The 26,955-nt window shown below is 39.7% G+C and carries 16 protein-coding genes; 13 read left to right on the top strand and 3 right to left on the bottom strand.

The window, feature by feature from the left end; translation table 11 throughout:
* Positions 1-906: 906 nt before the first annotated feature.
* Positions 907-1,356: a winged helix-turn-helix domain-containing protein gene (locus ABVT42_RS12295; protein ID WP_353897410.1), complete on the bottom strand. Its 450-nt coding sequence runs from the start codon at positions 1,354-1,356 to the stop codon at positions 907-909.
* Positions 1,357-1,849: 493 nt separating this feature from the next.
* Between ABVT42_RS12295 and ABVT42_RS12300 the strand changes: the two genes are divergently transcribed.
* The 4 genes from ABVT42_RS12300 (at position 1,850) to pnp (ending at position 11,088) form a co-directional block, all read left to right on the top strand.
* Positions 1,850-4,870 (top strand): TonB-dependent receptor, encoded by a 3,021-nt coding sequence (locus ABVT42_RS12300; RefSeq protein WP_353897409.1) that lies wholly within the window; start codon positions 1,850-1,852, stop codon positions 4,868-4,870.
* Between the two features lie 463 nt (positions 4,871-5,333).
* Positions 5,334-8,060: a TonB-dependent receptor plug domain-containing protein gene (locus ABVT42_RS12305; RefSeq protein ID WP_353897408.1), complete on the top strand. Its 2,727-nt coding sequence runs from the start codon at positions 5,334-5,336 to the stop codon at positions 8,058-8,060.
* 330 nt (positions 8,061-8,390) lie between these two features.
* A complete protein-coding gene (gene rpsO, locus ABVT42_RS12310) occupies positions 8,391-8,660 on the top strand; it encodes a 30S ribosomal protein S15 (RefSeq protein WP_353897407.1) in 270 nt (89 codons plus the stop codon).
* Between the two features lie 289 nt (positions 8,661-8,949).
* Complete coding sequence (pnp, locus tag ABVT42_RS12315) at positions 8,950-11,088, top strand: polyribonucleotide nucleotidyltransferase (RefSeq protein WP_353897406.1); 2,139 nt, start codon at positions 8,950-8,952, stop codon at positions 11,086-11,088.
* A 63-nt stretch (positions 11,089-11,151) separates the two neighbouring features.
* Here pnp and ppnN read toward each other — a convergent pair whose 3' ends face one another.
* Positions 11,152-12,546, bottom strand: coding sequence for a nucleotide 5'-monophosphate nucleosidase PpnN (gene ppnN / locus ABVT42_RS12320; protein WP_353897405.1), 1,395 nt, complete (start codon positions 12,544-12,546; stop codon positions 11,152-11,154).
* Between the two features lie 747 nt (positions 12,547-13,293).
* Here ppnN and ilvG point away from each other — a divergent pair.
* The 8 genes from ilvG to ABVT42_RS12360 all read left to right on the top strand — a co-directional run bounded on the left by ilvG (position 13,294) and on the right by ABVT42_RS12360 (position 21,813).
* Entirely contained in the window at positions 13,294-14,946 is a 1,653-nt protein-coding gene (ilvG, locus tag ABVT42_RS12325; protein WP_353897404.1) for an acetolactate synthase 2 catalytic subunit, read from the top strand.
* Between the two features lie 7 nt (positions 14,947-14,953).
* Complete coding sequence (gene ilvM, locus ABVT42_RS12330) at positions 14,954-15,211, top strand: acetolactate synthase 2 small subunit (protein ID WP_353897403.1); 258 nt, start codon at positions 14,954-14,956, stop codon at positions 15,209-15,211.
* 34 nt (positions 15,212-15,245) lie between these two features.
* The gene (locus tag ABVT42_RS12335) at positions 15,246-16,172 is read left to right on the top strand and encodes a branched-chain amino acid transaminase (protein ID WP_353897402.1); all 927 of its coding nucleotides are present in this window, start codon (positions 15,246-15,248) and stop codon (positions 16,170-16,172) included.
* Positions 16,173-16,198: 26 nt separating this feature from the next.
* The gene (gene ilvD, locus ABVT42_RS12340; RefSeq protein WP_353897401.1) at positions 16,199-18,046 is read left to right on the top strand and encodes a dihydroxy-acid dehydratase; all 1,848 of its coding nucleotides are present in this window, start codon (positions 16,199-16,201) and stop codon (positions 18,044-18,046) included.
* A gap of 5 nt (positions 18,047-18,051) precedes the next feature.
* Positions 18,052-19,587, top strand: a complete 1,536-nt coding sequence (gene ilvA / locus ABVT42_RS12345) for a threonine ammonia-lyase, biosynthetic (protein ID WP_353897400.1) — start codon at positions 18,052-18,054, stop codon at positions 19,585-19,587.
* Positions 19,588-20,037: 450 nt separating this feature from the next.
* Positions 20,038-20,838 carry a restriction endonuclease gene (locus ABVT42_RS12350; protein ID WP_353897399.1) on the top strand — a complete coding sequence of 267 codons (801 nt, stop codon included), beginning with the start codon at positions 20,038-20,040 and terminating at the stop codon, positions 20,836-20,838.
* A gap of 92 nt (positions 20,839-20,930) precedes the next feature.
* Positions 20,931-21,353 carry a hypothetical protein gene (locus ABVT42_RS12355; protein WP_353897398.1) on the top strand — a complete coding sequence of 141 codons (423 nt, stop codon included), beginning with the start codon at positions 20,931-20,933 and terminating at the stop codon, positions 21,351-21,353.
* 172 nt (positions 21,354-21,525) lie between these two features.
* Positions 21,526-21,813, top strand: coding sequence for a putative quinol monooxygenase (locus ABVT42_RS12360; protein WP_353897397.1), 288 nt, complete (start codon positions 21,526-21,528; stop codon positions 21,811-21,813).
* A 67-nt stretch (positions 21,814-21,880) separates the two neighbouring features.
* On the opposite strand, the gene ABVT42_RS12365 is transcribed toward ABVT42_RS12360, so the two are convergent.
* Entirely contained in the window at positions 21,881-23,767 is a 1,887-nt protein-coding gene (locus tag ABVT42_RS12365; protein WP_353897396.1) for a methyl-accepting chemotaxis protein, read from the bottom strand.
* 593 nt (positions 23,768-24,360) lie between these two features.
* On the opposite strand from ABVT42_RS12365, the gene leuS reads away from it, so the two are divergent.
* Positions 24,361-26,943 (top strand): leucine--tRNA ligase, encoded by a 2,583-nt coding sequence (gene leuS / locus ABVT42_RS12370; RefSeq protein ID WP_353897395.1) that lies wholly within the window; start codon positions 24,361-24,363, stop codon positions 26,941-26,943.
* Positions 26,944-26,955 lie beyond the last annotated feature (12 nt).

A 26,955-nucleotide genomic window follows, 5' to 3' on the forward strand; every position in this document is an offset into this window, starting at 1 on the left:
TAGGTTAAAACTGTGGAACAAGGTTAAAAGTGAAATGAGTTGTAAGCCCAGTGGTAATTTGGCTAGCGTTTGGTTTGAATGAACATTAATCACTATGTTGTGATAAACATTTTAAATAAAATTTTATGGTTATAACTCATCAAGAAGATGTCTTTTAACGCTGCTATCTGTTCGTATTAAAAATAGGCGATACAACTATCAAGAAAAAAAGATGAGGGTAAATAAAAAGGGCGTAAATAATAAGAGAGTCAATAAGTGCTATTCAATCTGAATGTGAACTTACTTATTAGAAATCTTATGAAGATAATGTTAATTAACAATAGTTAATTGGTTAAAGCGAGTTAAATTTCGGTTAAACCGAGGAACTTTTTACATTGTAAAATAATGAAATATCTTTGCAATGTTTATTCAAGTTTAATTCAACGGAGTATTGGTTGTTTTTAATTTTAAAAAATAGTCTTATATGGGGGTAGCTTCATTATCGCTACATCCCTGGTTGTTAACCCTCATTGATCTGCCGATCTGAGGGTTTTTTTATGCCTGACAAAAACAAACCGAAAAATAAATAATTATGTTGTCTGCTTGTTGAAAGAATATGAACTCAACAAAACATGAGTAAAAAATACGAAATAAAATATTATGCTCTTGAATAAATTTTAACGTTTTTTGAGGAGTATTGATTGATTAAATCAGCAGATATTTGAGCGGTAATAAATTAAATTTATTGGATTGAGTTGAATAATTAAATTGAAGTAAATCTGAATCTGAATGATCAAATAAATTTTTTAATAAAAATGCACGTTAAGTAATGAGTTGCTACATGAATTGCTGCCAAATAAAAAATATTATGTACACTAATAAAAGTTTTATTTGGCGTCACGAAAACATTTCATTCTCATTGTTCTTTCAATTAAATTGATAATGAATCGTTACTTCACCAGTTGAAGAGTTTTTTTCTTCACTGAGTAATGTCACATTTTGTGTTGTTTTAAACGACTGCTCAAAGTTGGTCGATTTTTCTTTATTGACCGGCTGAATCGTATAGCCCTTTTTAGGTAACGTCACGATTTTGGCTTGAATCTGATACTTCTTTAAAATACGACGTAAATGACAAATAGCATGGGTTAAGCCTTGTTCGCCAGTGTATTCATTTCCATCCCAAATTGTAGAAATAAGATAGTCTCGCAAAATAACTTTATTCGGCTTTTTTACCAGCTCTATCAGCAGTTGCCAAAGCTTGCTTCTTAATCTAACGACCTCATTGGGAGTATGAAGTGTTTGTGAGTCAGAATCTAACTTGCATCCGCAAAATTCAATAACAGGGGTTTCAGTATTCCAGTGGTCCATATTATTCATATTAGTTGTTCTCGATTATTAGTTTCGTGACGTTAGAACTAAATACGAAGCTGATCGTATTAAACTACGAAACATTTCATAGTTCAAGTTTCTAGTATACGTAAAGTGAGTTTTTTTTGTTTTTCCAAATGTATCAAATTATGTTAGATGTAGAGGTCACTCGCACAAAAAACGTAATAACCTTAAAATTATTGCTGTTACTCTTTGTTTTTAAAAGATTTTTTTTAACATCTGAATCAATTTAATTTCAAGCTAAATTCAACCTATAGACAATATTTTCTAATAGAACTTTCCGTTATATTGCTGTAGAGCTGAGTTTTAGACCTATTTTTTAGAATTATAAGCACAAAAAATTTGGCTCTTTTTTCACTGCATTTTAAAAATTATCTTCTTGATTGAGGCGGCTCGATCTCGCCTGTTCGATTCGCAAAAGCAAAGAAGAAATTTTAAAAATCATTGACTAACTAACTACTAGATAGAGGATTTAAAGATTATGATAATAAACAATAAAGGATTTCGTCGTTCGCTGATCGCTGCAGCAATTGCTGCTAGTTTTATGTCAGGCGTACAAGCGGCGAATAATACTTCAAATATTGTTGGAACAATTATCACAAATACGGGTTCGGATTATTCAATTTCAGTTAAAGATGTTAATACTGGACGCACCCGAACAATCGCAATTGACGCTGATGGCAGTTATCGTTTTTCTGCATTACCTGTCGGTGAATATGAAATCGTTGTAACAAATGCCCAAGGAGATGTTGTTGCAAAAGAAACAAAGCGCTTGGGCCTTGGTTCAAATACCATTGCTGATTTTGATTTGACAGAAAATGATAATTCTCAAGTCATTCAAATTGTTGGTTCGAGAGTCGCGGGTGTTGATACCACATCAATGGATTCCGGACTCGTTGTTTCTGAAGTACAAATCGATTTAATGCCGGTTGCGCGCAATGCTACTGCTGTTCAAATGTTGGCGGCGGGTACAATTACGGGTGATTCAAAATTTGGTGTTGAAGGAGGCAATGGTTATGTGTCTTTTGGAGGATCGTCAATTGGCGAGAACTCCTGTTACATTAACGGTGTTGAAGTAACCAATACACGACAGGGGATTGGTTGTGGCTCAGTTCCATTTGAATTTTATAAAGAGTTTCAGGTGAAAACAGGTGGCTACTCAGCTCAGTTTGGCCGAACTACCGGCGGTTTACTCAATGCGGTCACCAAAAGTGGTGGTAGCGAATGGGAGTTTGCTGCAACAATGGATTGGACACCAGAGTATAAAGATAATAACAATCGTTCTTATGCATTAAATAATTCTCGCGATGTATTTAATGATACCAGTCAAAATGAGCGCTCATCGCTTGACTATACGCTTTCTGCTTCTGGACCTTTAATTGATGACAGCTTATTTGTTTACGCTATTGTGAATCCTCGTGATACTTCAAACACTTTTGCTTACACTCCAAATCGAGTGCGCTTTAATCCGGTTGATCAATTACGTACTATTGAAGCATCAGGTGGTGATAACTTATTTTGGGGATTAAAACTAGATTGGTACATGCACCAGAATCATTCGTTAAGCTATTTTGGTTATTCTGATCGAGTAGATGCTTTAGATGCCCGATATGCTTATGATCCTGATAGCGGTGAAGTAGGTGACTTAATTGGCACATTTGATCGTAAGCGGGGTGGTGAGTTACATAGTTTTAACTATACCGGTTATGTCACTGATAATTTAACGGTTAGCGCGATTTATGCAGAAATCGATACCGAATATACCAGTCAGCCAACGGTGATTGACTGTCCAATTATTTCAGAAACTCGAACTAATCCTGCTGTTGATGCCAGCGATTATAAGTGTGGTGCAGGTGGAAATATTGGTGATGATTATGATAACAATGAGCAGATTCGCTTGGATTTGGAATATTCATTAGGCGATCACTTGCTACGAGCGGGATATGATTATCAAGATCGTCAATCTCGACGAACTTCGGAATATGTTGGCGGACATACTTACACTTATATTACTTTAGCGCCTAATGCGAGTATTCAGGGAACTAATGGCGAGATTTATACGAATATTAGCCAAGATCCAATTGATTATGTCAGTGATCGAATTTTCGTTGGTGGTGGTGATTTCGGTAGCGAGTTAACGGCATACTATGTTGAAGATCAATGGCAAGTAACGGATGATTTAACTTTAACGCTGGGTGCGCGTAAAGACTCTTTTGTTAACACGGGAACCACAGGCGTTAACTTTGTTGATCTCGAAACTGATTGGGCGCCTCGTTTAGGGTTTAGTTGGGATGTTAATGGTGATGGTGAGTCAAAGTTATATGGAACTTTCGGTCGTTACTATTTGCCTGTTCCAAATAATACCAACTATCGAGCTGCCGCAGGTGTAAGTGATAAAACCACTTATTATACTTTCACCGGAATTGATACCAATGATGGTTCACCAACTGGATTGACGCCAATCAACGGTGATTTAGCTGCTTCTACTGCGGTGAATTCTTTACCGGTTGCGCCGAGTGTGGCCACATTCCAGTCTGAAGAAGCTGAACCATTTTTTAAAGAAGAGTTTATCTTGGGTTATGAGCGTCAATTAGACGAAGGCTTAATTGGTTCGGTTAGATATGTAAACCGTGATGTCGGCAGTGCGCTAGATGATTACTGTGGACCTTATGCATCTCCAGGGTCTTGTACACTGGTTAACCCAGGTAAAGCTGGTACTTGGTCTCGTGACACTGACGGCGATGCCCTTCCTGATCCTGGATCGCGTCGAACTTATACGGCAGCAGAAATTGGATTACCAAAACCAAAAATCAGCTACGAGTCACTTCAGTTTGAAATTAAAAACAGTAGTGATAAATTGAATTGGACTTTTGTTTACACTTGGAGCAGAAGTATTGGTAACTTTGAAGGCGCATTAAAATCTGATATCAACCAACCCGATGCTGGATTAACCCAAGATTGGGATTTCCCCGCCTTGATGGATGGTGCGTATGGTTATTTACCAAATGATCGTCGTCATAGTTTCAAATTTTTTGGTAGTTACAGCTTTACCGATAATTTAAACGTTGGATGGAACAGCTCGCTGACCAGTGGCCGACCGTTGAGTACATTTGGACAAGGTTATCCTGATACAAGTGCGGATGTTTATGGTAGCTATGGCGATACTTTCTATTTGTTTACTAATCAGTGTCCTGATACGAATAACAATGGCAAGTGTGAGCAACCAGAAAAAATTTATATCAAAACGCCTCGTGGAACCGCGGGTCGAACACCTTGGTTGTTCTCTCTTGATGTATCCTTAAACTATGACTTTGAGTTGTCGGGTGTTGATATGCGAGCTTCGTTTGACGTATACAATATTCTCGATGTTCAAGAAGTCACTTCACAGAATGAACACTATGAAGCGCGAGGATCGGAAGGACAAATTAATCAGTGGTACGGTGCGGCTTACACATGGCAAGCGCCACGCTCTTATGGGATAAGTCTAGAAGCAAGATTTTAAATTTGTTATAAAAAAATAAATTTTAAGCTCGACATGTTATTTGTCGAGCTTTTATACTCGCTTTGTTATTAAACGCGCTATCATTTTCAATTCACAATTTTAATATTGTCATTGCTATAATCACTTTTGTATTTTGATGAAATTGCAAGGGTAAAGGAACCCATTGCAATTTGAGGTGCTAAGTGATTTGTTGCAATTTCGCCAAGGCTCATCACTCACTTTTGTTGTTAACGATGTGTGATTTTTCTAGTTAAGATTTTAGATAATTACGAGATGTCGTGGTCAGGGTTAAAGAAGCCGTTTGGACTTACTAATAATAGTACTTGCAATTATTATCTCAAATAGTTATAAATTAAATAGATCGAATATTTTTAACAAAGATATTAAAACTGAAAACCTGCAAACTGGCGAAAAGTTTGTTATTGTAAGTGCTTCTGATAATAATTAAAACGTACACTATTTAATGATTCGAAACTCAAAAAGCCGAAAAATTAACGATAAGAGAGCACTCTTAAATTTATATTTTGGTTTTACTGCTGCGGCGAGTCTGCTCTCTGTTTCTCTTTCACCTCAAACTGTTTTTGCAGCACAGCAATCCGATAAAACAGAAAAGAAAATTGTTGTTACTGGAACTCGGATAAAAAAAGTCAACATTGATGAACTTTCACCTATTTTATCGATTACCCGCGAAGAAATTGACAAGCAAGGGTACGCCACAGTCAAAGATGTCATCAGTGGCTTTGTGCAAAATACGGGCGGTACAATTGATAACTCATTTACTTTTGGATTCACGCCGGGTGCCTCTGCAGTTAATCTGCGCGGAGTTGGTTTTGGGCATACGCTGGTCTTAATCGATGGTCGTCGCTTACCGATATATCCGGTTGGAATCGGTGGCACACTCAATTTTGTTGATCTATCTGCTATTCCTATGGCGTTTGTTGAACGGATTGATGTTTTAACCGATGGCGCATCGGCTGTTTATGGTTCTGATGCCGTATCGGGTGTCATCAATATTATTACCCGAAAAGACATTGAAGGTATTTCCATGAGTTATCGCTATGGTGATACTACTGATGGTGGTTACCAAAGTCATCGATATAACCTGCTGACGGGTTCAAGAAATGGCGATACGCAAATTGATCTCATCCTGGATATTTGGAGTCAGGAGCCATTATGGGCAGTGCAACGTGACTATGCAAAAAGTGATGTTGCCAATCCTCGAGGCAGCTATAGTCCGGGTGGTGCCAGCTTTTTGGGATTTGAGTCTCGCCAGGTAACACAACATCCAGCCTGTGGTACCAGTGACGATCCTATTGGTGGGCAAGGCAAACCGAATGTCTCATTCAGTTATTTTTTCCCTGATGAAATCTGGTGTGGTTTTGATCGTGCGCCGTATCGACAGTTAATCGCACCACATGATCGCTTTTCCTTAATGGCAAGATTGTCTTATGAAATCAATGATGACCTATCTTTTATGAGCCGAATTGGGTATTCCTATGCAAAAGTTGATTTGCAAATGGAACCTAATTTTTATGGTGGCGGATTATTTAATGGTGTTGGTTCTGCTGTTCCCAATAATGGTGCGACACTGCTAGCTGGTACACGGAATAATCCAACGACTGGCACCGATTTTGAAGAAGCTGGTGTTTTTGTCAGACGTCTGGTTGAATTTGGCCCCCGTTATACTGAAATTGATGATCATTCGATTAACTTATTAGCGGGTTTAAAAGGAACAATAGCCGATGGAAAATATGATTGGGAGCTCGGGTTTTCGTATAACCGCACTGATATTCGTCAAGATAGAAACAGCATTTTACTGAGTGGACTAAATTCAGCCGTAGATAATGGGCTTGATCTGTTTAAACCAATTCCTGGTGAGCTGGTTCAATCCTTGACTTATATTGCAAATAAAGAAGCTTTTTCCAGTAATCAGCTAGTAGATTTTTTAATATCTGGTGATTTGCCGATAAGCTTATCAAATGGGCCGATTCAATTTGCTATTGCGCTAGAAAGAATCGTCGAAAAGTACGAAGACATACCTGATCCGTTAGTGGTTCAAGGTGATGGGTTTGATGGATATACCTCTGGAAAAGGTGAGCGTACTCACTTGGGATTAGGTGCTGAATTAAGCTTACCTTTTTCTGAAAGTTTTGAAATGGACTTGGCTTTTCGCTGGGATGATTATGATGATGAATCTAGCGTTAATAATGCTATCAGTCCAAAAATTGCCTTGAATTACACGCCTTTTGAGGGTTTTTATACGCGATTATCCTGGGGCAAAAGCTTTCGTGCACCCGATCTGCAACGGCTATTTGGTGGTCAAACCAAGAGCTTTATTGATGTTACTGATCCGCTTATCCTAGTAGATGAGAATGGTAATTTATGTGAACCAGAAAACAGTGAGGCCTGTCGTCCTGCTTTGATTCAATCTGCCAATTTTCTGGTGACACCTAACCTTGATCTCAGCGAGGAAAAGGGCACAAACTTTGGTTTTGGTACCGTTTGGGAAATAACTGATAACCTGACATTAACGGTCGACTATTTTGAAATTCAGTTAGATGATGTCGTTACAACTTTAACAGCTCAATCGTTAATTGAAGCATGTGCCTTTTATGAGATCTTTTGCGAGTATGTCATGCGTAATGAAATTGGAACCCTCAATGGACAAGGCGCGTATATTGAAGCACAGGCAATTAATTTTGCTGAATGGGATACCACAGGGGTTGATGTTGTTGTTAATTACGATTGGCAAAATGACTGGGGTAAATGGTCTACCAGCTTAAACATCACTAAAGTCAAAGACTTTGAAACCCGATTTAAGCGAGAATTTCAAAAAACGGAAAATATCAGTTTAGGTTTGTTACCAGAATATCGAGCAAACCTGATTGTTGATTGGCAAAGTGAAAGCTTGGGAGTGACCGCTCGCATTAATTACATTGATAAAATTAGTGGTGGTTTTTGTTTTCCATGCCAGCAAAGTCAGTTTATTGATTCGTGGCTTACAACTAACATTAATATGCGTTTCAACTACTCTGACTTTACGCGCATTCATTTAGGAGTGAATAACCTGACTAACGAAGCGCCACCCGACGACCCATCACAAAATAACTGGCCCTGGTTTCCTGTTTCTGCTGGCTATCATAGTTCGATTGGTCGGGAAATGTACTTTCAAATTGAATCTAATTTCTAGTCATTTGAAGTTTGGCAATTTTGCCTGATTACTGTTTAGCGCTAAATTCACTGAAGTATATTTGGCGCTAATCTCTTATAGCGCTGAATAGACGTTTCTTATTTTTTTACTGCTAAAAATTGATATATCCTGTCAAATTAAAGTTTTAAGTACTGAAATTGCGCTAATTTCAGATAAACGCCTAATTCAACAAATATTGGTAATAGAAAGTATCGGGGCACTTGCCTGACTCTGCTGGTTACTGTACAATTCGGCCGTCCCGATACGGCTGAATTAGTGATCGGCTGTATTATTTAGTTCTAATTTAAAGTATTTTCTCGGAGTAAATATATGTCACTAAGCGCAGAAGCGAAAGCACAAATTATTGCAGACTATGCTCGTGGTGAAGGCGATACAGGTTCACCTGAAGTTCAGGTTGCTTTATTAAGTCACCAAATTAATCACTTGCAAGGTCACTTTAAAGAGCACATCCATGATCATCATTCACGTCGTGGATTGTTAAGAATGGTAAGTCAGCGTCGTAAGTTGCTTGACTACCTGAAAGGCAAAGATCTTGAGCGTTACACCGATTTAATCGGTCGTTTAGGATTACGTCGATAGTCAATGATTTACAAAAAAGGGGCTTTCAGCCCCTTTTTTGCCTGCTTCCGCAAAACAAACAAAATAGACAAATTTTGCTAAAGCGTAGCAAAGCTGAAAATTAAGTCTATTATTGATACAGAATTTCAAACAAATATAAAAACGCCTAGGTTATTCAATTGAGATCAGATATTTGAGATTTCGTAAATTTGTACAAAATACCTTCTAAATTTCAAATTCATTCCCAGTGTAAGTCCTTAATTGAATAGTCTAGGCAAAGATTAACAAGTTAAAATTTAAAGGAAAAATTGTGAATCCTATTAAAAAGTCATTTCAATTTGGTAGTCATACCGTCACCTTAGAGACTGGAGAAATCGCCCGTCAAGCTTCTGGTAGCATCATTATTGATGTTGAGGGAACTACGATTATGGTTACTACCGTTGGTAAAAAAGAAGCCAAGCCTGGACAAGATTTTTTTCCATTGACCGTTAACTATCAAGAAAAAAGATATGCCGCTGGAAAAATACCGGGTGGATTTGTTAAACGCGAAACTCGACCTTCAGATGCCGAAACGCTGATCGCTCGACTGATTGATCGTCCCTTAAGACCGTTATTCCCTAAAAGCTTTAAAAATGAAGTACAAATTATCTGTACGGTTATTTCAATTAACCCGCAAATTGATCCTCAGGTTGTCGCACTATTAGGTGCATCGGCATCATTGGCGATTTCAGGTATTCCATTTAACGGTCCTGTAGGTGCTGCACGTGTTGGCTACAAAGATGGACAGTATATTTTAAATGCTAATGTAGACGAGATGGCGCAGTCATCGCTAGATCTGGTGGTCGCTGGAACTGAAAATGCTGTGCTGATGGTTGAGTCAGAAGCAAAAGAGCTACCTGAATCAGTCATGTTAGGCGCTGTTATGTATGGTTTTGCTGAAATGCAAGTGGCTATAAAGGCAATCAATGAATTTGCTGGTGAAGTAGCAAAAGAGCCTTGGGACTGGACAGCCCCCGCCGAAGACACTTCACTATTAGAGCAAGTTGCCGGTCAGGCAAAAGAAGCAATCACAGCTGCTTATGGCATTGCTGATAAAATCGAGCGACAAGATAAACTGGCTGAAATTCGTCAGGCTACAGTCGAAGCATTAGTTAGCGAGCAAGAAGGTTCACCTGCTGTAGAAGATGTTTTAGCGGCATTTTCTAAAACAGAAAAGTCAGTTGTACGTAATCGGGTTATTGCTGGCGAACCTCGAATTGATGGTCGTGAACATGATATGGTTCGTGCGCTTTATATTCGCACTGGCGTATTACCAAGAACGCATGGTTCGGCGCTATTTACACGAGGTGAAACTCAGGCGCTGGTAGTTGCAACATTGGGAACAGAGCGAGATTCGCAAATTGTTGACGGCTTGCTAGGCGAGCAAAAAGAAAGCTTCATGCTGCACTATAACTTCCCTCCCTATTGTGTGGGCGAGGTGGGCTTTTTAGGTGCGCCAAAACGTCGTGAAATTGGTCATGGTAAATTGGCTAAGCGTGGCGTACAAGCCGTTATTCCGAGCCAGAGTGAATTCCCTTATACGATTCGTGTTGTTTCAGAAATTACTGAATCAAATGGTTCAAGTTCAATGGCATCTGTTTGTGGTACTAGCTTGGCATTAATGGATGCGGGTGTTCCGGTCAAATCACCGGTTGCTGGTATCGCAATGGGATTAGTTAAAGAAGAAGATAAGTACGTTGTATTATCTGACATTTTAGGTGATGAAGATCATCTGGGCGATATGGACTTTAAAGTCGCTGGAACCGAAAATGGTATTACTGCTTTGCAAATGGATATCAAGATCGAAGGGATTAATCAGGAAATTATGGAAAAAGCATTACATCAGGCGAAAGGTGGTCGTTTGCACATTCTTAAAGTGATGAACGAAGCCATTGGCACTGCGCGTGAAGATATTTCTGAGTTTGCTCCACGTATTACCAGTATCAAAATTGATCCACAAAAAATTGGGGATGTTATTGGTAAAGGCGGTGCGACCATTCGAGCGTTGACTGAAGAGTCTGGTGCAACTATCGAAATTGAAGAAGACGGAACGGTTAAAATTGCTGCCGTTGAAAAGTCAGCTTCTGATTTCGCGGTGAAACGAATCAAAGAACTTACCGAAGAAATCGAAGAAGGTAAGATTTACAAAGGCGTGGTTTCTAAAATTGCAGATTTTGGTGCCTTCGTTGATTTTATGGGTAATAAAACAGGACTGGTACATATTTCACAAATTGCACATGAGCGAGTGAATAAAGTCACTGACTACTTATCTGTTGGTCAAGAACTTGAAGTAAAAGTCCTCGAAGTCGATCGTCAAGGGCGAATTCGTTTAAGTCGTAAAGCTGTTATCGAGCCACCAGCAGCAGAAGCGACAACCGAAAACTCAGATAATCAATCTGTTGATAATTAAAATGACAAACAGAACAGCCACTAATTCTTAAGTGGCTGTTTTTTTTATCCGCAATTTATATCACTAAGTTTGTGGTTTTTGATCTACTTCTTGCATAATCTGGTAACAGGGAATATAGGTGCTACCCGGTAATTTCATGCGTTTTTGTTGAACAAAAGCTTCCAGCAGTTTATCGAGTGGTCGCATAATCGTTGGATCACCATTTATTTGGTAAGGGCCATGTTGTTCAATTGCTCTGATACCGCTTTCTTTAACATTACCAGCAACAATACCAGAAAAGGCGCGTCTTAAATTGGCAGCTAATTGATGAATTTCCAGATCGGCTGATAAGTCCAGTGATGACATGTTTTCATGGGTTGGAATGAAAGGTTGTTGATAACTTAAATCAATATTAAGTTCCCAATTAAAATAATAGGCATCGTTTTGCCGACGACGATATTGTTTAACTCGCTCAACACTGTTAGCCATGACACGAGCTACTTGCTCAGGGTCATCAATGATGATTTTGTATTTTTGTTGTGCTTCAAAGCCCAATGTGTCATTAATAAATTCATTTAATTGCTGAAAGTAGGGTTCACTGGATTTGGGGCCTGTTAGCAGTAAAGGAAAAGGAATACTCTGGTTCTTGGGGTTTAATAAGATACCGAGTAAATACAATAATTCTTCGGCCGTTCCTGCGCCACCGGGAAAAATAATTATACCGTGAGCGACTCTGACAAACGCTTCAAGGCGTTTTTCAATATCGGGTAAAATAACCAGTTCATTAACTATTGGGTTAGGCGCTTCTGCTGCTATGATATCTGGCTCAGTTAAGCCGAGAAAGCGTGAGCTAGTGATATGTTGCTTAGCATGCGCAATTGCTGCGCCTTTCATTGGACCCTTCATCACGCCAGGTCCACAACCAGTACAAATATTCAGTCCTCTTAATCCCATTGAATGGCCGACTTCCTTAGAGTATTGATATTCCTCTTGAGATATTGAGTGCCCGCCCCAGCAAACGACCATATTGGGTGATTCGCCCGCGTGTAATACATCGGCGTTGCGTAATAACTGAAAAACATGATCGGTGATGCCTGGACTTGATTCCAGATCGTGTTTGCGGCGGCTACGCTCGGCTTCGGAATAGACAATATCGCGCATGGCACTAAACAGCATTTCTCGGCTAGAGGCGATCATTTCACCATCAACAAAGGCATTCGCCGGCGCATTATGCAATTCTAGCCTGATACCTCTATCCTGCTGAATAATTTCAATTTCGAAGTCAGGATAGGCTTCGAGAATGGCTTTGGCATTGTCACTTTTAGAGCCCGTATTTAAAATTGCCAAAGCGCAGCGTCTAAATAATGGGTAGAGTCCGTTTTCCCCAATTTGTTTGAGTTTTTCTACTTCAATTCTCGATAAAACTTCGAGACTACCCTTTGGTGAAACTGATGCATTGATTGTTCTATTTGCTTCCATATTTACTCTCTGCCTGTTGCTCAAAGTTAGCGCAAAACACATAGGTGCCAATGTATTTTGGTAGCGTTCATAAGATTAAGTATAGAGTATCCGCTATTGATGAATAACTGGCAGGCCTTTTTAGGGACATGCACTTGTTTGAAAAAGTTATTATTAGCGGCACTTTTGCATCATCATGACGCAATCTATTTGAAATTAAAAGACTGCGCTATAACAAAAAGTTCGTAGTTATGCTAAACAGATGTTCTCGATTAAATTTATGTATTGTGATGGTAACAGTATGATTTAAAAATGGTTTTATGATAAAGGGAAGTGTGAATTTTGACGCTGAATATTTTGTGGTTTTAAAAATAGACCCGACTCGAAAAAAATGTTTGTAATTTGCTGCTGCTCTGTGTTACTTATATACGCCATACAAACTTGAGCCAAATAACAACAGCTACATCGTAATGCTTAATCTGAAACAAATCGTTATCATTATTATCGTCCTCGTCGTGGTGATTATTATCACTCCACGGGGGAGAGCTATTGTCTGATTAAACTCAAACACTAGATTAAAAAACCCCCGCTTCGAAAGAACCGGGGGTTTTTGCTTATAAGGCTTTTAATTTTTTATAAAAAAACCACACAAGAGAGTAGACCGATGAAAAAGATTATTATTTGTTCAAACATTATTATTCGTCCCATTATTAATATTATTTGCGCTATCAATCTGTTTGTGTCGGTCAAGGTGGGGAATAGGCTCTTATGAATGGCTCAGATCTCACGCTTGATGTATTAAAACGCCATGGAGTCGACTGTGTGTTTGGCTATCCCGGCGGAGCAATAATGCCAATGTATGATGCACTGTATAACCACCCATTAAAACACTACCTTTGCCGTCAGGAGCAAGGTGCTGCGTTTGCTGCACTCGGATATGCCAAGTCGACGGGGAAACTTGGAGTGTGTATAGCGACATCTGGGCCTGGGGTAACCAATCTGGTTACAGGGCTAGCTGACGCTACGGCTGATTCAGTGCCTGTATTGGCGATTACGGGCCAGGTTGCAACACCATTGATGGGAACCGATGCCTTTCAGGAAATTGACGTTCTGGGGCTTTCGTTGGCGGTTACCAAGCATGCATTTCAGGTTACGGATGTCAACGAGCTGGAAAGTACCTTAAATAAAGCGATCGATATTGCTTTGAGCGGCCGACCTGGTGCGGTTCTGGTTGATATACCCAAAGATATTCAGTTGGCAGAGATCCACTCTAAGCCCTTATTAACTGAACTGGAAACTGTGGCGGATGTAAATGAGCTATCAATTGCCAGAGCTCAAAAATTATTGCAAGACTCGCAAAAGCCCGTTTTGTATGTTGGTGGTGGGGTAACACTGGCTGATGCTGTTGGTGAGATACGCGAATTTGTTAAACAAACCCAGATGCCCAGTGTGTCTACTCTTAAAGGGCTGGGGTCTTTAGATATTAATGATGATGCGTATCTTGGCATGATAGGGATGCATGGTACAAAAGCCGCTAATCTGGCCGTACAACAATGTGATTTGTTAGTTGCCGTTGGCGCAAGATTTGATGACAGGGTGACCGGAAAACTTGCTGAATTTGCGCCGAATGCTCAAGTAATACATTTAGATATTGACGCAGCGGAAGTGAATAAACTGCGCTTGGCAAATGTTGCTTTGAAAGGAAACTTTAAAACTTGTTTACCAAAATTATCTGCTCCTTTGTCGATAGAAAATTGGCGAAATGAATGTAAAAGCCTGATTGAAAAATATGGATTTAAATATATCCAAAATGCGCAAAGTCCGATTGAACAAATCGATGCGCCATCAATGCTCAATGAATTAAGTGAGTTGTTACCTGAAAGTTCTGTGGTAACAACCGATGTGGGCCAACACCAGATGTGGGTGGCCCAACATATGAAATTTAAAAATCCAAAAAATCTGTTAACCAGTGGGGCGCTGGGAACAATGGGATTTGGTTTGCCAACGGCTATTGGCGCACAAGTTGCTAGAGCCGCTGACTGTGTAGTTGCCGTTACTGGCGACGGCTCTTTTATGATGAATATTCAAGAATTAGGAACAATAAAAAGATTTTGTTTGCCGGTAAAAATTTTGCTGATAGACAATTCTAAACTTGGCATGGTAAGACAGTGGCAGTCTCTATTTTTTGATAAGCGTTTTAGTGAAACAGACTTATCTGATAATCCTGACTTTGTAAAACTGGCAAATGCTTTTGATATTCAAGCGGAAACAATTACCCAATCAAAAGAGGTAACGGCAGGACTTAAACGAATGCTTGAATCAAGTGGTGCTTACTTATTACATGTGAAAATCGATGAGGACCAATACGTGTGGCCATTGGTGCCGCCAAATACAGCAAATCAAATGATGCTAGAGGGGTGAGAGTAAAATGAATCAACACGTAATCAGGATAAAAGCTTATAATGAGGCGACAACTTTGGAGCAGCTTTTGCGAGTTGTAAGATATCGTGGTTTTAAAGTTGATCGTATTTCGATGAATGTAGAACCCAAAGAGCAGACTGTTGATATTTTAGTCTGCGTTAAAAGCAAAAGACCAATTAGTCTTTTAGAAAATCAATTAATGAAGCTGGTCGATATTACCAATGTTTGCATTGAGGAGTCATCGGCCATTCAAGCACAAATGTAAATCTACTATTTTTTAATTTAAGAGGAAAATAAAAGTGGCAACTAACAATCCTGAATTTATTTGGTTTAACGGTGAACTCAAACCTTGGCAAGAAGCACAAGTGCATGTTTTAACTCACGCAATACATTATGGTTCTTCAGTCTTTGAAGGGATCCGTGTCTATGATACGCCAAATGGGCCACAGGTTTTCCGCTTAAAAGAACATGTACAACGACTGTTTGACTCAGCAAAGATTTATCGAATGGAAGTGCCTTTCGATTTTCAGACTATTTCTGATGCTTGTAAACAAGCCGTAGCGGCTAATGGTTTAGCAAGTGCCTACCTTAGACCGATTGCATTTTATGGCAATGTTGGTTTAGGGCTGACTCCTCCACGCGTGCCGGTTGATGTTGCGATTGCGGCATTTCAGTGGGGAGCTTACTTGGGAGAAGAAGGTTTGGAAAACGGCGTGGATGTTTGCGTGACTTCATGGAATCGTTTAGCACCTAATACTATGCCAACTGGTGCCAAAGCGGGCGGTAATTATCTATCTTCGCAATTAATTTCAATGGAAGCGAAGCGTCACGGCTATCACGAAGGTATTGCAATGGATATCAACGGCATGATCAGTGAAGGGGCTGGCGAAAATTTATTTATCATTCGTGATAATGTGATTTTTACTCCACCATTATCTGGTTGTATTTTGCCGGGTATTACAAGAAACACAGCAATTACTTTAGCAAAGAAATTCGGTTATGAAGTTCGTGAAGAGTTGATAGCCAGAGAGTCACTGTATCTGGCTGATGAAATTTTCATGACAGGGACTGCGGCAGAAATTGTTCCAGTAAGAAGTGTGGATCAAATTGCTGTTGGCAGTGGTAAAAAAGGTGAGATAACCGACAAAATGCAAAAAGCGTTCTTTGGCTTATTTGACGGATCAACCACTGATGAATGGGGTTGGTTGGAGCCAGTAAACTCATAAACTAATTGATTAATAAGGGGATAGAAATGCCTAAGTTAAGGTCTGCAACAAGTACTCAAGGACGACGCATGGCAGGTGCTCGCGCATTATGGCGAGCGACTGGTATGAAAGAATCGGATTTTGGTAAACCGATTGTCGCAGTTGTTAACTCATATACACAATTTGTACCGGGGCATGTTCATTTAGCTCCAATTGGAGAATTGGTAGCAAATCAAATTCAAGAGGCAGGTGGTGTTGCCCGCGAATTTAACACGATTGCCATCGATGATGGGATCGCAATGGGACACGATGGCATGCTTTACAGCTTGCCATCTCGTGATTTGATTGCTGACTCTGTTGAGTATATGGTTAATGCACATTGTGCTGATGCCATGGTTTGTATTTCTAACTGTGACAAAATCACTCCCGGAATGTTAATGGCCGCGCTTCGGCTAAACATTCCTGCTATTTTTGTTTCGGGTGGCCCGATGGAAGCCGGAAAAACCGCTCTCAGTAATCAAATGATCAAACTCGATTTGGTTGATGCGATGGTGCATGCGGTCAGCGATGAAACTTCAGATGAAGAAATGGAACAAGTTGAAAAGTCAGCCTGTCCAACCTGTGGTTCTTGCTCTGGAATGTTTACCGCTAACTCAATGAACTGTCTTGCTGAAGTTTTAGGATTGGCGTTGCCGGGTAATGGCAGTGTTTTGGCAACTCACTCTGATCGAAAAACCCTATTTGAAACGGCTGGTAAGCGTATTGTTGACTTATGTACACGCTATTACAAACAAGATGATGAGTCTGTTTTACCACGTTCCATTGCGACTAAAGATGCCTTTGAAAATGCGATGGTGCTTGATATCGCTTTTGGTGGTTCAACAAATACAGTATTACATTTGCTAGCGGCAGCTCAAGAAGCAAAAGTTGATTTTGATATGACCGATATCGACCGGCTTTCCCGCATTGTGCCACATCTTTGTAAAGTCGCACCTTCGGGTAATAAGTATCACATGGAAGATGTTCATCGTGCCGGTGGCGTAATGGGAATTTTAGGCGAACTGGAACGCGGCAATTTATTAAAAACTGACTGTTTGCATGTTGCCGAAGGCACACTAAAAGAAACGATTGCCAAGTGGGATGTAAAAACCACAGATGATCAGGCGGTTAAAGATTTTTATCGCGCGGGACCTGCGGGTATTCGTACAACCAAGGCAATGAGTCAAAGTTGTCGCTACGATACGCTAGATGATGATCGTGAAAAAGGTTGTATACGTACGGTTGAAAAAGCTTATCGAAAAGATGGCGGTTTAGCAGTATTGAAAGGTAATCTGGCGGAAAATGGTTGTATTGTTAAAACCGCTGGTGTTGATGATTCCTGTTTAACCTTTGAAGGACCAGCCAGGGTATTTGAAAGTCAAGACTCGGCGGTGCAAGCGATTATTGGTGATCAAATTAATCCCGGTGATGTAGTAGTTATCCGTTATGAAGGTCCACGAGGTGGTCCAGGTATGCAGGAGATGCTGTATCCAACCAGTTACTTAAAAGGTAAAGGGCTTGGCGAGAAATGCGCATTGATTACCGATGGACGTTTCTCTGGTGGTACTTCAGGATTATCAATTGGTCACGTTTCTCCCGAAGCGGCAAGCAAAGGTGTGATTGGCCTGGTTGAAGAAGGCGATATTATATCAATTGATATTCCAACTCGTGATATTACACTAAGAGTTTCTGATGAAGTTTTAGCTGAGCGTAGAGAAGCGCGTGAAAAAATTGGCTGGAAGCCTGCACAACCGAGAGTACGTAAAGTCTCGGCCGCACTAAAAGCTTATGCTTTATTAGCGACCAGTGCTGATCTTGGTGCCGTACGTGATTTAAGTAAACTCGATGGGGAGTAAGTGAAATGCAACCAGTCTCTGCAGCACAACTTGATACTGGAATGGACTACCTGCGCCGGATTTTATTAGCACCGGTGTATGATGTCGCCAAAGAAACTGATTTAACATTTCTGTCGCGACTGTCAAAGGAACATGAAAATCAAATTTACCTGAAGCGTGAAGATCAGCAGCCAGTGCACTCATTTAAATTACGAGGGGCCTATACTAAACTGGCAGCGCTTAGCAAAGAGAAGCGCGCGTTAGGTGTTGTTGCTGCATCGGCTGGTAACCATGCACAAGGTGTTGCTTTGTCTGCCCAAAAACTGGGTATCAAAGCAACCATTGTTATGCCGATTACTACCCCAGAAATTAAGGCGCACAGTGTGCGCCGCTTAGGTGCCGAAGTAAAATTAATCGGCACCAGCTTCAATGAAGCAAACAATGCAGCAATTGAATTGGCCAATCAAACAGGCAGTGTTTTTATTCCGCCGTTCGACGATAAAGATATTATTGCCGGGCAAGGCACTGTCGGAAAAGAGATTTTACAACAGGCTCCTGATAGCGATGTTGTTTTTGTTCCCGTTGGTGGCGGCGGTTTGTTGGCAGGTGTTGCTGTGTATTTAAAACAGTTAAAACCCAGCATTAAAATTATTGGTGTTGAAGCAGAAGACTCGGCGTGTTTGACTGCAGCATTAGCCGAACGTAAACCTGTATCATTACAAAGTGTTGGTTTATTTGCTGACGGCGTCGCAGTAAAGCGAATTGGTGATGAAAGTTTTCCGGTAATCAATGCATTTTGTGATCAGGTTATTACTGTCACCAATGATGAAATCTGTGGTGCAATTAAAGAAATTTTTGAGCATACAAGAGTGATTGCTGAACCTGCGGGAGCACTATCGTTAGCTGGACTGATACGTTACACACAAACCAGTCAAGGCAATGAAAAATTAGTGGCTATTTTAAGTGGCGCCAATATGAATTTTCATACCTTGCGCTATGTTTCCGAACGCTGCGAGCTGGCAGAAAAAAAAGAAGCGGTGCTCTCGGTTTCTATCCCAGAAATTAAAGGGAGCTTCAAACGTTTTTGTCAAATTATCGGTGGTCGGGTTATTACCGAATTCAACTATCGATTCAGCGATAAACAGCGAGCTAATATATTTGTTGGTATTAAGCTAACTGAAGGCGATGAAGAGCTGCAAACGTTGATCAATACGCTGCGTGAACACTACGAAGTGGAAGACTATACCGATAATGAACTGGCTAAACTGCATATTCGCTATATGGTTGGGGGCCAAAGTCCAGTAAAACTCAATGAGCGTGTATTTCAATTTGAATTTCCTGAGTATCCTGGTGCTTTAGAATTATTTTTAGAAACGCTTGGTGAAGACTGGAATATTACGTTGTTTCATTATCGTAACCATGGCTCCGCAATTGGTCAGGTTTTAGCAGGGTTTGATGTACCTGAGAGTGAGCAGTTAAGTTTTTTTCGTCATCTTAAAGCGCTTAATTATAGCTTTAAAGAGGAAACTAATAACGGTGCATTCAAACAGTTTTTACAATAGTCTAAAAGTATTAAACTGCCATACCAGTTTGCCGGGTTGAGTAAGCTGGTACTTTTCGCAATAAATTAAAATTTCAGTTGTTATTAAAATAACGTGTACATATAGGGAAATTACAAAAACTAATCCACTCTTCTATTCTATTATACGAATTTATCAGAAAGACTGATGATTGTTATAAATAAATAAAATAGTTTATCATGCATATTCAACTTAGTGTCTGCCGACGAATGCAGTGTTAGCTGTATGGATTTAACAGTTTAGAAAAACAACGTAAACAGATTAATAAAGAGGATTGATATATGACTTGCTTATTAACTGGTATGAAAAAAAATTTCCATATTAATTGTGTTATCGCTTTTTAAAATTGCAACTTGTTTTTTAGTTAAATCAACGGTAGACCATCATAGCTAAACTGCAAAGTATCGCGTTAATAAGGAGTAGATTTTATCAATGTGGATTTTTGATGGGGTAATCACCTCTACATGCAATAACTGTGGAAATAAACAAAATACTCACGCTTCAGATTTTAGTATTGATAACTGTGGTGGGGATTATAAGGAAAATGGAATGGGCGTTCAAAATAATTATCAGCTTCTATTTGAGTTTGATTGCCCCAAGTGTCATAGTGATATTACTTTAGACTTTTATGCTACAGAATACCCAGTAAATGTTTTGAGTAACGTTGTTAATCACTCAAACGGTGCATCTTGTTTAAACCAGCCTTATATAACTTATCTTGATGATGAGGTTATCTATACTTTCCCAGAACCAGAATTAATCATTCCTGAAAACCGTATTATTACTGATATTAATTTCATTCGCGCAAATATCCCAGATTTAATCCGTTTTTTAGCGCAAAACCCACAGCAGATATACTTGTTAACGCCAAGAGAATTTGAAGAAATTATTGCCGAAATATTTAGAGCAAAAGGGTTTGAGGTAACATTAACGGCGCAAACAAGGGATGGGGGAAAAGATATCATTGCAATACAAAGAAGTGAGCTGGGAATTGATACCAAGTATTTTATCGAATGTAAAAAGTATGCTTCTGATAATAAAGTTGGTGTTGAAATTGTCAGAGCTTTGCATGGCATTAAGAACACCTTGAATGCACCCAATAAGGTAATACTTGCTACAACATCAAGCTTCACTAGTGGCGCATTAGATTTTGTACAGAATCATACGCCAAGTACATGGGATATAACACTCAAAGATTACAGCGATATACTACAATGGATGAAAACATATTAAATATAAAAATTAATAATTATCGTTGTTAGCGTGGTTTCTAGTAAGTGCTGATTCTTAGCAAAATACTGCGTAAAAAAATTAACGGAATACCTATGATGGAAAATTTTCTAGAAATTGAATACATTAATGATAACCCGTCAAAAATTAGAGTAAAAGCATCTAATGGTTATTATGCTGGGTTTTGTGAAACCTATATTAATCGCAATTGGTTCAGAACATTTAGTGAAAAGCTAAAGCGCTTTCCTCACGAAGTGAGTGAAGTTGTCTTTGAGTCTGAGCCTGGATTAGGTGAAAAAGCAACGTGTTATATTAAAGTGTATTTAAAAGATAAGTTGGGCCATGTTAATTTATGCGTCGCATTGAAATACGGAGTACATTCATATGAAGCAATTGGTGAGTCAAAGTTCATAATAGATTGTGAGCTTTCTCAACTCGATTCTTTTTCAAAATCTTTAGATAAAGCACTGAACTCTGATCATTGTTTTGTTAAATTAATTGGGTCGGAATATATTTAATGGCTTATTTTAAGCATTATTAAGGGAGCAAAATTAACACGTGGTTCAATAACAAGTTGAATCGAACGAATACTTATGTTTTAGCGTAAAGAGCATGTAAAATTAGTCGAGTAATATACTTTCTCATGACTATTGAACCACAACGCATATCGTAACAAAGGAGAGAAATTTGATGGGTGCTGTCGTAATTGTAAATATTGAGGCCAAGCTCGGCAAATCTACTGAAGCGCTTGAAGTAATAAAAAAGAGTCAACAGCTTTGTCTTTCAACCGATGGCTGTGCCGATTTTAAAATATTGCAAAGTCAGGAAGATAAGCATAAGTTTTCGTTTGTTGAACGTTGGGTTTCAGCCGAAACTCACAAAGCATTTGTTGAACAATTGATGAGTGACGAAGCATTTGTTGCGAGTATGGACGTCTTTACATCGGGTCCTGAAATTGCCTATTTTGATGAAGTGTAAGTGATTGGTGAGAGAATGCATCACATTAACTGTAGTTGTCATTGTATCAATTTTTAGCGGTATAAATTTAAATCTTAAATTGTGAGACCAATTTATCAAGTTCAGTAAATTGATTTTTTAATTGTTCGCACTCTTGAGTAATTCGATTCAAATTTACCGCTCCCTTTTCGGTTAATCCGGTTAAGGTAATAATATCTTTGTTAATATTATCAATCACATGATTTTGCTCTTCAGTCGCGGCTGCGACTGATTGGTTTTCACCATCAATTTTTGTTGAAGCTTGCATGATTTCATCCATTTTGCTGCCAGCATCTTCAGCCGTACTGACACATACATCGCTTTGAGAAGCACTTTCAATCATTGATTGGCCTACTGAATAAACGCCTTGCTGTAATCCTTGAATCATTTCATTAATTTCGCTGGTAGAGTCACTGGTACGATGGGCTAATTGGCGTACTTCATCAGCGACAACTGCAAAACCTCGGCCTTGTTCGCCTGCTCTAGCGGCTTCAATGGCTGCATTTAACGAAAGTAAATTAGTCTGCTCACTAACACTTTTAATCACACTTAAAATATCACCAATATTTTCGGTACTATTATTTAGCTCCTTAATTCGTTCACCAGAGTGTTCGACATTCTTTGCAAGCTGCTGCACATTATTAATGTTAGAGCCTAAAACCTGGCGGCTGTGCACTGACAATTGATGAATGTCAGAAGCCAGCGAAGAGGCTCGTTGCGCATTGGCTGAAATTTCATTCGAGGCCGTATTTAATTGGTGAATTGCTTGATTGACATTACTGGTTAATGAATTTTGTTGGATGAAAAGGCTTTTGGTTAATTCGGTAACTTCACCAACTTGCTGGATATTTTTTTTAAGCATTTCAGCTGCCGTATTGACATCTTGCATTGATTGATGAATTTTTTTTATAAAGTGATTGAAATGCTCAGACAACTCACCAATTTCATCTTGATTTTGATACTTGAGTCGCTGTGTTAAATCGCCTTCGCCGTGCGAAATATCTTTGATTGCGCTGCTCAAGTGGCGAATTGGCCGCATTAAAAAATTGAGTAAAAGACTCATTAACAAAACTGTCATTACAATACTAATAAAACCATACATCGCTGATTGAAGTTTTAACGCTTGCGTTGCGGCATAGGCTTTATCTTTCTCCAATACAACACCCAAATACCATTTGACTGCTGTTAAGTTCTTAATATGGTAAAACGCAGCCAGTCTTGGTGCACCATCTTGCTGGTAAGTGGTTAACTGACTTTTAAGTGGTACAGCTTGTTTAAAGATGTCTTTGACATTTTTGCCGACCCAGGTTTTGTTGGGATGACTTAAAATACTGCCATCTTCAGATACTAAAAATGCATAGCCGAGGTCTAGATAGTTAACTCGATTGATAATGTCGATCAATTCTGATAGATGAATATCGAGTCCGGCGGCACCAACCATGTTGTTATTTTGATAAATCGGCGTTGCGATTGAAATAACGTATTGGTTAGTGCTGGCATCTAAATAAGGCGGAGTAAACGCATTTTTGCCATTTTGACGGGCTAATTGATACCAGGGGCGGGTTCGAGGATCATAATCGGAAGGTAGTTCGACTGACTCATCATCAACAATAAAGCGCTTATCTTCGGTGCCGATAAAAGTATTTTTCAAATCTCCTGTGCGTAAACCTTGCTTGAGCACTTTTCTTAAAGCTTCTTTCGACATGTCATCGCTAGCGGCAATAGCCATTGAGTTTGTAATATTAGCTTTGGCATTTAACCAGTCGGCTATATTCTCTGATATGGTGGTAGACAGTTGATTGATTGCCGTGGTTAAACTTTGCTGGGTTTGCTCTTTTAACAAAAAATAACTATTTAGTGCCGAAGCGCTCAGAGCTAAAACCAGTAATAATGAAGAAAGAATGATTAATTTATGACTAAATTGTAATTTGCTCATTGTTATCTTTATGCTTGTAAAATCAAATCTGATTGACCAGTGAGGCGAATCAAAGAAATTAAATCGAGTCTAATAACTGTAGCAGAATCATCCGCATTTAACCTTGTTGACTGAAAATCATCCTGGTGTTTTAAGAATTTTCAGATAAGTTTATTGGTCTCATAATAACCAAGGTTTTTGTGACGCTACGTAAGTTTGGGTTTTTAGGGTTGTAAACTACGGGAAAATTGGCATTAATCTCACTCTGTATGAATGGCCAAAAGCGCAGCCAGGAGAAATACTCATAAGGCAATTTTCAATAATTCGTTAGGAAATAATCGACAGCGTAATCATGGCAATAAAAAGTACTATCAGATTTCAGGCTTTTACTTTAGGTATTTAGCGAAAGTGGTTAGAATTGGCGCAAATTAAAAGAATTATCGGTCTGTGAATGAGGTTTTACGCTATGAAAAGCCTCGCCGCAGTGCATTATGCACATATTTGATATTGGATATTCGGTAATGGTACAGGATATTGATGTGGCCTTTTTTCATTAAAAAGAGCTTTTAATAAACTGTCATTAGAGAACTGTAATTAGAGATAGAGTATAAAGAATGCAGCAAGAATATAATCCCGCCGAGATAGAGGCTCAGGTTCAGCAATTTTGGGACGAAAATAAGGTTTTTAAAGCAGTTAAGGATGTCAATAAAGAAAAGTTTTATTGCCTCTCAATGCTGCCTTATCCAAGTGGGCGCTTGCATATGGGACATGTTCGCAACTATACCATCGGCGATGTTATTTCACGATATCAACGCATGCTCGGAAAAAATGTATTGCAGCCGATGGGGTGGGATGCATTTGGTCTGCCGGCAGAAAATGCAGCAATAAAAAATAAGGCTCAGCCCAGTGTTTGGACCAAAGAAAATATCGCTTACATGAAAAAGCAGTTAAAAAGTCTAGGGTTCGCGTATGACTGGGATCGTGAAGTCACAACCTGTGACCCCGAATATTATCGTTGGGAACAATGGTTTTTTACCCAATTGATAGACAAAAAACTGGCGTATAAAAAGACATCTGCGGTGAACTGGTGCCCTAATGACGAAACGGTTCTGGCAAATGAGCAGGTACATGATGGCCGCTGTTGGCGCTGTGACACGATTGTTGAGAAAAAAGAAATTGATCAATGGTTTATTCGAATCACCGAATATGCTGAAGAACTGTTAAACAGTATCGATCAACTTGAAGGCTGGCCTGATAGCGTAAAAACCCAACAGCGTAACTGGATTGGTCGCTCTGAAGGTGTCGAAATGGAATTTAAACTGGCAGATAGTGATACAAGCGTTTCGATTTATACAACCCGTCCTGATACCTTGATGGGCGTGACTTATGTGGCAGTTGCCGCACAGCACCCAATTGCTTTGGCTGCGGCTAATCAAAATCCAGCTTTGGCTGAATTTATTGCCGAGTGTAACCAGTCAACAACCGCCGAAGCTGATATTGCGACAATGGAAAAGCGTGGTATGGCGACCGGGTTAAAAGCCATTCATCCGGTGACCGATGAACCCGTTGATATTTGGGTTGCCAATTTTGTGTTGATGGATTACGGTTCGGGTGCCGTCATGGCGGTTCCTGGCCACGATCAGCGCGATTGGGAGTTTGCGCATAAGTACGGTATTGAGATTAGGCAGGTTATTGAGCCGTTAGCCGACTCTGATTTGAGCTGTGATTTAACACTGTCGGCATTTACCGAAAAAGGCCAGTTGGTTAATTCGGGACAATTTGATGGATTAACTTCGCAGCAGGCACTTGCTGAAATTGCGAATTGGCTTGAAGCGCAGGGTAAAGGTCGTAAAAAGGTAAACTACCGAATCCGTGATTGGGGCGTTTCGCGTCAGCGGTTCTGGGGAGCGCCTATTCCAATGATTCGACTAGAAAATGGTGACCTGGTTACTGCTAAAGAGTTTCCGGTGGAATTACCAACCCATATTCCAATGCAAGGTGCCAGCTCGCCACTAGTTGATAATCCTGATTTTCAGGATGTTGTTGTCGATGGTATTCCAGGTAAACGAGAAACCGATACCTTTGACACTTTTATGGAATCCAGTTGGTACTATGCCCGATATACTTGCCCTGATAGTCATGATGCAATGCTCGACAGTGATGAGGCCAATTATTGGTTACCTGTAGATCAGTATATTGGTGGTATTGAACATGCCACTATGCACCTGCTGTATTTTCGTTTTTTCCACAAATTGATGCGTGATGCCGGATTGGTAAATTCGGATGAACCCGCAACCCGCTTATTGACTCAAGGAATGGTGTTATCGGATACCTTTTTAACTTTAGATGAGAAAGGCACTAAGGTTTATCACAGTGGCGATGAAATTGAAGTTACCAAAGATGATAAAGGTAAAGTGATTAGTGGCAAACTACGCGATACCGGAGAAAATGTGATTCTCGCCGGTATGGAGAAAATGTCCAAGTCAAAAAATAATGGGGTCGACCCGCAGGCGTTGATTGATGAGTATGGTGCGGATACCGCCAGACTTTATACCATGTTTGCTTCTCCGCCTGAGCAATCTTTGGAGTGGCGTGAAGATGGTGTCCAAGGGGCGCACAAGTTTTTAAAGCGATTGTGGAAACTTTATTTAGAAAATGCACTATATGTTGGTGAGGTGGTTAATCTGGCTGACTTGAATGCTGAGCAAAAAGCGCTCTACGGTAAAACTCACGAAACGATTGCCAAGGTAACTGATGACTATTCTCGACGATATTCATTTAACACCGCTATAGCTGCCATCATGGAGTTAACAAATGCCATAGCCAAATTCACGGTTAATAATGAGCAAGATAAAAAGGTGATTAAGTTTGCCCTTGATCAGGCAATTATCTTATTGTCGCCCGTTACGCCGCATATGGCTCAGGCGTTATGGCAAGCGAGTGGCCAGCAGTCTTTGATTGTTGATGTCACTTGGCCACAAGTTGATGAGGCTGCACTGGTAAAAGATGAAATCCTGGTGATTTTACAGGTAAATGGTAAATTACGAGGCAAAGTCACTGTACCTGCCAGCGCATCTAAAGAAGAAATTGAAGCTTTGGCCATGCAAGATGAAAATGTGATCAAGCATATCGAGGACAAGACGATTCGCAAGGTGGTCGTTGTACCGGGCAAATTGATCAACATTGTTGCTAACTAGTTTGGTGCAGGC

Origin of the sequence: Aliikangiella maris (genome assembly GCF_040719265.1) — a bacterium.
GTDB lineage: Bacteria > Pseudomonadota > Gammaproteobacteria > Enterobacterales > Kangiellaceae > Aliikangiella > Aliikangiella maris.

Excerpts from the sequence above, each read along its gene's own strand:
- ABVT42_RS12295 (WP_353897410.1), bottom strand. The coding sequence starts at position 1,356 with ATGAATAATATGGACCACTGGAATACTGAAACCCCTGTTATTGAATTT.
- ABVT42_RS12300 (WP_353897409.1), top strand. The coding sequence starts at position 1,850 with ATGATAATAAACAATAAAGGATTTCGTCGTTCGCTGATCGCTGCAGCA.
- ABVT42_RS12305 (WP_353897408.1), top strand. The coding sequence starts at position 5,334 with ATGATTCGAAACTCAAAAAGCCGAAAAATTAACGATAAGAGAGCACTC.
- rpsO (WP_353897407.1), top strand. The coding sequence starts at position 8,391 with ATGTCACTAAGCGCAGAAGCGAAAGCACAAATTATTGCAGACTATGCT.
- ppnN (WP_353897405.1), bottom strand. The coding sequence starts at position 12,546 with ATGGAAGCAAATAGAACAATCAATGCATCAGTTTCACCAAAGGGTAGT.
- ilvG (WP_353897404.1), top strand. The coding sequence starts at position 13,294 with ATGAATGGCTCAGATCTCACGCTTGATGTATTAAAACGCCATGGAGTC.
- ilvM (WP_353897403.1), top strand. The coding sequence starts at position 14,954 with ATGAATCAACACGTAATCAGGATAAAAGCTTATAATGAGGCGACAACT.
- ilvD (WP_353897401.1), top strand. The coding sequence starts at position 16,199 with ATGCCTAAGTTAAGGTCTGCAACAAGTACTCAAGGACGACGCATGGCA.
- ilvA (WP_353897400.1), top strand. The coding sequence starts at position 18,052 with ATGCAACCAGTCTCTGCAGCACAACTTGATACTGGAATGGACTACCTG.
- ABVT42_RS12350 (WP_353897399.1), top strand. The coding sequence starts at position 20,038 with ATGTGGATTTTTGATGGGGTAATCACCTCTACATGCAATAACTGTGGA.
- ABVT42_RS12355 (WP_353897398.1), top strand. The coding sequence starts at position 20,931 with ATGATGGAAAATTTTCTAGAAATTGAATACATTAATGATAACCCGTCA.
- ABVT42_RS12360 (WP_353897397.1), top strand. The coding sequence starts at position 21,526 with ATGGGTGCTGTCGTAATTGTAAATATTGAGGCCAAGCTCGGCAAATCT.
- ABVT42_RS12365 (WP_353897396.1), bottom strand. The coding sequence starts at position 23,767 with ATGAGCAAATTACAATTTAGTCATAAATTAATCATTCTTTCTTCATTA.
- leuS (WP_353897395.1), top strand. The coding sequence starts at position 24,361 with ATGCAGCAAGAATATAATCCCGCCGAGATAGAGGCTCAGGTTCAGCAA.